4 protein-coding genes and 2 pseudogenes are annotated in these 6,275 nt (G+C 46.8%); all 6 read right to left on the bottom strand.

Going from position 1 to position 6,275, the window contains the following annotated elements:
• A pseudogene (locus V6C93_RS06915) lies at positions 1-209 on the bottom strand (ABC transporter ATP-binding protein); the annotation flags it as partial.
• Between the two features lie 130 nt (positions 210-339).
• Entirely contained in the window at positions 340-2,343 is a 2,004-nt protein-coding gene (locus V6C93_RS06910) for a nitrate ABC transporter ATP-binding protein (RefSeq protein ID WP_333475920.1), read from the bottom strand.
• A gap of 109 nt (positions 2,344-2,452) precedes the next feature.
• Positions 2,453-3,292 carry a nitrate ABC transporter permease gene (gene ntrB, locus V6C93_RS06905; protein WP_333475919.1) on the bottom strand — a complete coding sequence of 280 codons (840 nt, stop codon included), beginning with the start codon at positions 3,290-3,292 and terminating at the stop codon, positions 2,453-2,455.
• A 114-nt stretch (positions 3,293-3,406) separates the two neighbouring features.
• A complete protein-coding gene (locus tag V6C93_RS06900; RefSeq protein ID WP_333475918.1) occupies positions 3,407-4,765 on the bottom strand; it encodes a CmpA/NrtA family ABC transporter substrate-binding protein in 1,359 nt (452 codons plus the stop codon).
• A 753-nt stretch (positions 4,766-5,518) separates the two neighbouring features.
• On the bottom strand, positions 5,519-5,986 hold the full coding sequence (locus V6C93_RS06895; protein ID WP_333475917.1) for a MarR family winged helix-turn-helix transcriptional regulator: 468 nt from the start codon (positions 5,984-5,986) through the stop codon (positions 5,519-5,521).
• Positions 5,987-6,057: 71 nt separating this feature from the next.
• Positions 6,058-6,275, bottom strand: a pseudogene (locus V6C93_RS06890) (EmrB/QacA family drug resistance transporter); the annotation flags it as partial.

Here is a 6,275-nt window from a genome sequence, read left to right as displayed (position 1 = left end):
CAACCCGAGTGACCAATCACACAAATAAATTCGCCTTCGTCTACCGTCAGGTTAACGCCGTCGAGTACGGTGAAAGAGCCTTTCTTGGTCGGATAGATTTTGGAAACATTCTCAATGGTTAGGAATGAATCACGCTTAGTGGCTGTTTCTGCCGACTGTCGTGTTCTAACAGTTGAGGCATCGCTAAAAGTGAGAGGGCGGTTAAGCATCGGTTTGGTTGTAATAGAGGGTTGAAGGTTGAAGGTGTAGAGGTTGAAGGTTGAAGATTGAAGGTTGAAGGTTTAGAGGTTGAAAAAACTGGTTAAGCTGCTAACCTGCAACCCCAAAACCTGCAACCCTCTAAGCGGCTACGGTAGGACGTGAATCGAGAACAACTTCCGCGATGCTGAAATCGCGTTTGATCTTCAGACTGTTGAGATAGCTAATCGGGTCTTCGGCATTAAAGGGGATACCGTCAAATAGTTGAATCCCGCCTTTGGTGTAACTAATATCAACCAGACCCAGTTCTCGTGCGGCGATGCTGAACACACGCACTCGGCACACCCGTTCCAGGATTTCCACCCAGTTTCTGGGGAAGGGAGTGTGGTCCCAACGCGCCAACTGGGTCATGTGCCAAAGTTGCTCGGTTCGACTGGGACGATTGACGCCTTCTCCATAGAATAGGTGATGGGCATACTCGCGCATGGGTACATCTAGGCTACAGGTAGAGGCGTTGGGGTCTCCCATGTGAATATAGTTAATATCGGTACTTACATACTCCCGTCCAGCTGTAATTTGACGTACCTCTTCGTCATTAGCTGGATCGGCACAGTACCGACAAGCCTCTAGCATCGCTTTGACCAAGGCAATATGGGTGTTGGGATAAGTGTCTGCCCAGTCTTCGCGCACACCCAGTACTTTTCCTGGATGTCCAGGCCAAAGCTCTAAATCTGTGGCTACAGTAAAACCAACTCCTTCCATCGCCGCCCGGATGTTCCAGGGTTCCCCTACGCAGTAACCATCGATGCTTCCCGCTTGCAAATCGACGACCATCTGGGCTGGAGGGATAGTCTTGAGTTCTATATCCCGGTCGGGGTCAATACCACCAGCCGCCAACCAGTAGCGCAGCAGCAGATTGTGCATCGAGGAGGGATGAACCATCCCCATTCTGTGCTGTTGAGTTGGGGAATCCAACAGCATCTTTTTAAAATCAGTGAGGGTATGTATCCCCTGGTCGTAAAATCGCTTATCTAGGGTAATGCCATTGCCATTGCGAGTCATGGTTAGGGCAGTGACGACTGGCAAGGGTCGGTTGTCATTTCCTCCCAAGGTTAACCACAAGGGCATCCCGGATGGCATTTGGGCGGCATCTAAATAGCCACCGCTCATGCCATCGACAATGCCGCGCCAGCTGGTTTCACGCACAAGGTTAACTTCGTCTAAGCCATGTTTTTTGAAAAAACCTTTTTCTTTAGCAACAGCGAGGGGGGCACAGGCGGTTAGAGGAACAAAACCAATGTCCAGGTTGACTTTTTCTAAACCATGACGAGCAATAACTGCTGTTTTCCTCGCCCGGATTTTCTTAATCCGCTTCTGCTGATTGAGGAAGTAAATCATTTCACTGCGCAAGCTGTAATAGCTAGGATGTTCTACCACTTCCATCCGCTTGCGAGGTCTGGGAATGTCCACTTCCAAAATTTGACCAATCTTAGAACCTGGCCCATTGGTCAGCATGACAATCCGATCGGATAGCAGCACCGCTTCATCGACATCATGGGTAACCATGACCCCCGTGACCTGATTTTCCTCGCAGATTTTCATTAGCTGCTCTTGCAGATTACCCCGTGTTAAAGCATCCAGCGCTCCAAAGGGTTCATCGAGTAGCAGCAATTTGGGGCGAATAGCGAGTGCGCGTGCGATCGCAACCCGTTGTTTTTGTCCACCTGATAACATGGCGGGGGCTTTATCAGCATGAGGACGCAACCCCACCATATCGATATGCTGCTCTACAATCGCTTTGCGCTCGCCTGCGGGTACATCCTTCATCACTGAATTGACGGCGAGGGCAATATTTTCTCGAACAGTCCGCCAAGGTAGCAGAGAATAATTCTGGAACACTACCATGCGATCGGGACCGGGCTGTTTGATGCGTTGCCCTTCCAGGGTCACTAATCCCTCACTGGGTAAGTCCAGGCCAGCAATCATGTTTAGTAGGGTGGATTTGCCGCAACCGGAGTGACCGATTAAGGAAACAAATTCTCCCTTTTTAATTTGCAGGTCTATTCCTTTGAGAGCAACGTATTCACCACCACCGCTTAAGGAAAAGACCTTATCAATATTGTCAACTGCAACAAAGACAGACATGGCAATTATGTTGTTAGTTATTATTTGTTGGTTGTTGGTTGTTTGTGGCTAATGGCTAATTGCTAATTGTGCGTGTAGAGGTTAGCGATTAGCCATTAGGGATGAGTTTCTACTTCTGTTCTTGTGGCAAAATCCGCGATTCAAGCCATATCATGAGCTTGTCGAGTAGTAAGCCAACAGCACCGATGTACACCACAGCTAAGATGACTTCGCTCACCTGGTTATTCTGATAGGCATTCCAGATAAAGAAGCCAATCCCAACAATACCGGACATAACAATTTCTGCTGCAATAATCGCCAACCAAGCCAAGCCAAGTGCAATTCTTAGTCCTGTGAAAATGTAGGGAAGAGCAGAGGGAATAAGAATATTAAAGAAATATTCCTGTTTTGAAAGTTGGAGAACTTTGGCGACGTTGTTGTAATCGCTGGGGATTTGTCTCACGCCCACCGATGTGTTGATTAAGATGGGCCAAATTGCTGTAATGAAAATTACGAAAAGGGCTGCTGGTTCGTTCTGCCGCAAGGCTGCTAAAGCAATGGGTACCCATGCCAAGGGCGCGACAACTCGCAGGAACTGAAAGATGGGGTCTAAAGCCTTGGACATCAATTTACTTGTACCAACCAAGATGCCCAAAGCAATACCAACAATCGCAGCTAGTGTGTAACCGATCGCCACCCGTTGTAAACTGGCAAAGACCTGCCAAAATAAACCTTTGTCTATACCACCTCGGTCATAAAAAGGCCATCCAATTAGTATCCAGGTTTCTTGCACTACCTTAATTGGGCCTGGGAGTGTTGCACCTGGAGTCATCGAAAATATCTGCCACACGAGCAAGAAAATTGCGATCGCTACCACGGGAGGCACAATATCAGGTAATAGCTTTTTCAGGCGCGATACCCATACATTTTCATAGGTATTTGCTGAAGCACGTCTCTGGAGGGTTGTCATAGCTTAGTCTTCCTTAACTGTAGTTATTGGTCAAAGGTCAGAGAGTTAAAAGGTTGAAAGTTGAAGATTGAAGATGCTAACTGACCCAGTTTCATCCTTGATTCGGACTAGCGACTAAATATCAACTTTCTTGATTTTCAAACTCTTCAGGTATTCCTCTGGTTTCTCGGGGTCAAACTTGATGCCATCGAAAAATTCTTCAACACCACGAGATGTACTGGTCGGAATATCGGCTTCAGGAATACCCGCTTCTTTTGCCGCTTCTTTCCAAATATCTTCTCGGTTGACTTTATCGATGAGCGCCTTAGCCTTTGTTAAGTACTCTTTCGGCACGAAACCCCAACGAACGCTTTCGGTTATGAACCAAAGGTCGTGGCTCTTGTAGGGATAGGAAACACTACCTCTTTCATCTTTCCAGTAGTATGCTGCCATCTTCTTATCATCAATGACCCGACCATCTCCCATGTCGTATTTACCCATGAACGGGTCAATCAAAACTTCAGCTGGAAGATTAAAGTAATTGCGTCCAGCGAGAATTTCAGCCGCTTCTTTCCGGTTGTCAAAATTATCCAACCACTGTTGGGCTTCCATGACGCCTTTCAATAGGGCTTTAGTCGCCTTGGGATTTTTATCAACCCAATCAGCTCTCAGAGCTAAGTATTCTTCGGGGTGATTTTTCCACATTTCCGCTGTCAATGTTGCCAAGAAGCCAATCTTATCTTTGACAATTCGGTACGGCCAGGGGTCGCCAGTACTGAAGGCATCCATCGTACCCGTCTTCATATTGGCAACAGTCTGGGCGGATGGTACTGTCAGCAATTTGATATCTGTATCAGGATTAATACCACTAGCGGCTAACCAGTAGCGAATCCAAAAATCCTGGTTAACAGCTGGAAAGGTTTGGGCAGCGGTGAACGGAGTTTTTGCAGAGTTGAGCTTGTCAAAAACTGCCTTGCCCGAGTTTATCTTAGTTCCCAGTCCCTGTCCCTTATGTTTGTTGGCTAGCGCAATTCCGTTCCCGTGAGTAATCAACTGCGCCAGGAGATACATGGGAATCTTTTGATTACCTTTGGTGATTACACCTTCAGTAATTAAATGGGGCATTGGCATCTGATATTGACCCCCATCAACACCCCCACCCGCTGAGCCAATTTCAGTGTTGTCTCGCATTGAACCCCAGGAAGCCTGCTTGTCCAGCTTCACTCCAGTCATGCCGTACTTAGCAAAGAAACCTTTTTCTTGAGCAATAATCAAAGGAGCCGCTTCTACAATGGGGATATATCCTAACTTGATGTTTGGAGTTTCCGGTGCCTGTGCTGGGTCGATTTTGGCGGCAGGAGTTGTCTGTGCTATGGTCTTGCCACTAGGGTCGGGGGGGTTTCCTAAGCAGCCTTTTAATAATATAGATGCCGCAGCTGATGCCCCAGCAGTTAACAAAAATCTCCGGCGAGATAACCTTGAAAAATTGGTCATAGAATCTCCTTGCAGCTAATCTCTTTTCTGTAGTGCTACTCAAAAAATGACTATTTTTTTAGGAATTCAAAGTTTTGAACTTTTGGGTGGGTTTGGCAGCGATAAGCAACTTACGCTGAGGTTTATAAAAACCTAGCGATCTACTTTTAGACGATAGGCTAATCGTCTAGTTGCGCTAAACCAGGAATGAATCTGATTGAATTGGTAGCAATATTCAGTTGCATAAACGTGCCCTCCTGAGTTCAGTGAATAATCTCTTAGGCTCATTCACTGCTTCGGAGGCAACTTTGTTTGTGATTTGCAACCTGGTATCAGATTACCACCTTTGACCGATGAGAAATTAGCTTTGCCATGCAAAAACTAAAAAAATATTAAATGATAGTTATAAAGAAGTTATTAGTGTTTGGCAATTAGTAGCTTTGAGGAAATTATTATCGGCTTCTGTCTATCGTAATGATTGGATTCCTAAATTACACAACACTTACTCCCTTCCCGGTCTAAGATTACTTACTACCAGATGGGTCAACCCTTGATTTTGCGCGGGAATACGATAGGTATTCTTCTGGCGGGAAGGGAGTAATATAAATAGTTGGCAAAGCGGTTCATAGACAGTATACTGAGCCGTCTTTGGATACACTACACAAGAAGGAACATGCCATGTTGGCTCCACCCTTGAGTACGAGCCGTTGACGCTGTTCGGCTGGTAGCGAATCATCGCCCTTCCAGGGCGGAGAGGATGTCAAAAAAGCTGGCTTACGAAAAATTAGCGATCGCTTGATCAATCAACCTCGAAAGTAATTCTCGCTCAGCTTCAGGAATTCCTGCCATCGCCTGTTCCCGGATGTCCAGCGCAATCGGAGGCAACACCTCTTCCAACTCCTTGCCAGCCTCTGTCAACCAAATCCGCCAAATTCTGCGATCGCGCATATCCCGCTCTCGACGCACTAGCCCTCGTTCTTCCATGCGATCGATCACCCCGGTTAAAGTGCCTCCCACCTGTTGTAATCGTTCCCCAATACTAGAGGTTGCCAACCCATCTTCTTGCCACAAGCAACACAAAACGACCCAATGAAACGGCGTCAGTCCATACGGCTCTAATCGCTCTTGAAACGTGCGACTTAGCAACATGGAGAGCAGTTTAATCCGGTAGCCGAGACTTTGGGGAGCCAGAACTTCCTCCCACTCTGTCAAATGACTGTGATTCACAGAAGAAAAAGGCATCAAGCAACGATCAATGACTAATATGCAAGATTACGGTAACATCTTTATTTGGCTTATGGTTGTTACATCTCTTAATGGGCGGCAGCCCCTGCACCGGGCTTGACTTTCTTACAAAAGAGCAAGATCACACCACTCACGAGTAAAGCAATACCGATAAAGTAAAAGCTGTCATTGAACGCCATCACGAAGGCTTCGCGGCGGACAATCCCATCAATAGTTGCGATCGCTTGATTGTGAGCTGTCGCCGGGTCAACGCCTTTACCAATAAACGCTTGCGTCAGCTGCTCAA

It is taken from the genome of Allocoleopsis sp. (assembly GCF_036703385.1).
Lineage (GTDB): Bacteria > Cyanobacteriota > Cyanobacteriia > Cyanobacteriales > Coleofasciculaceae > Allocoleopsis.
This window is presented reverse-complemented; position numbering and strand designations above follow the sequence as displayed.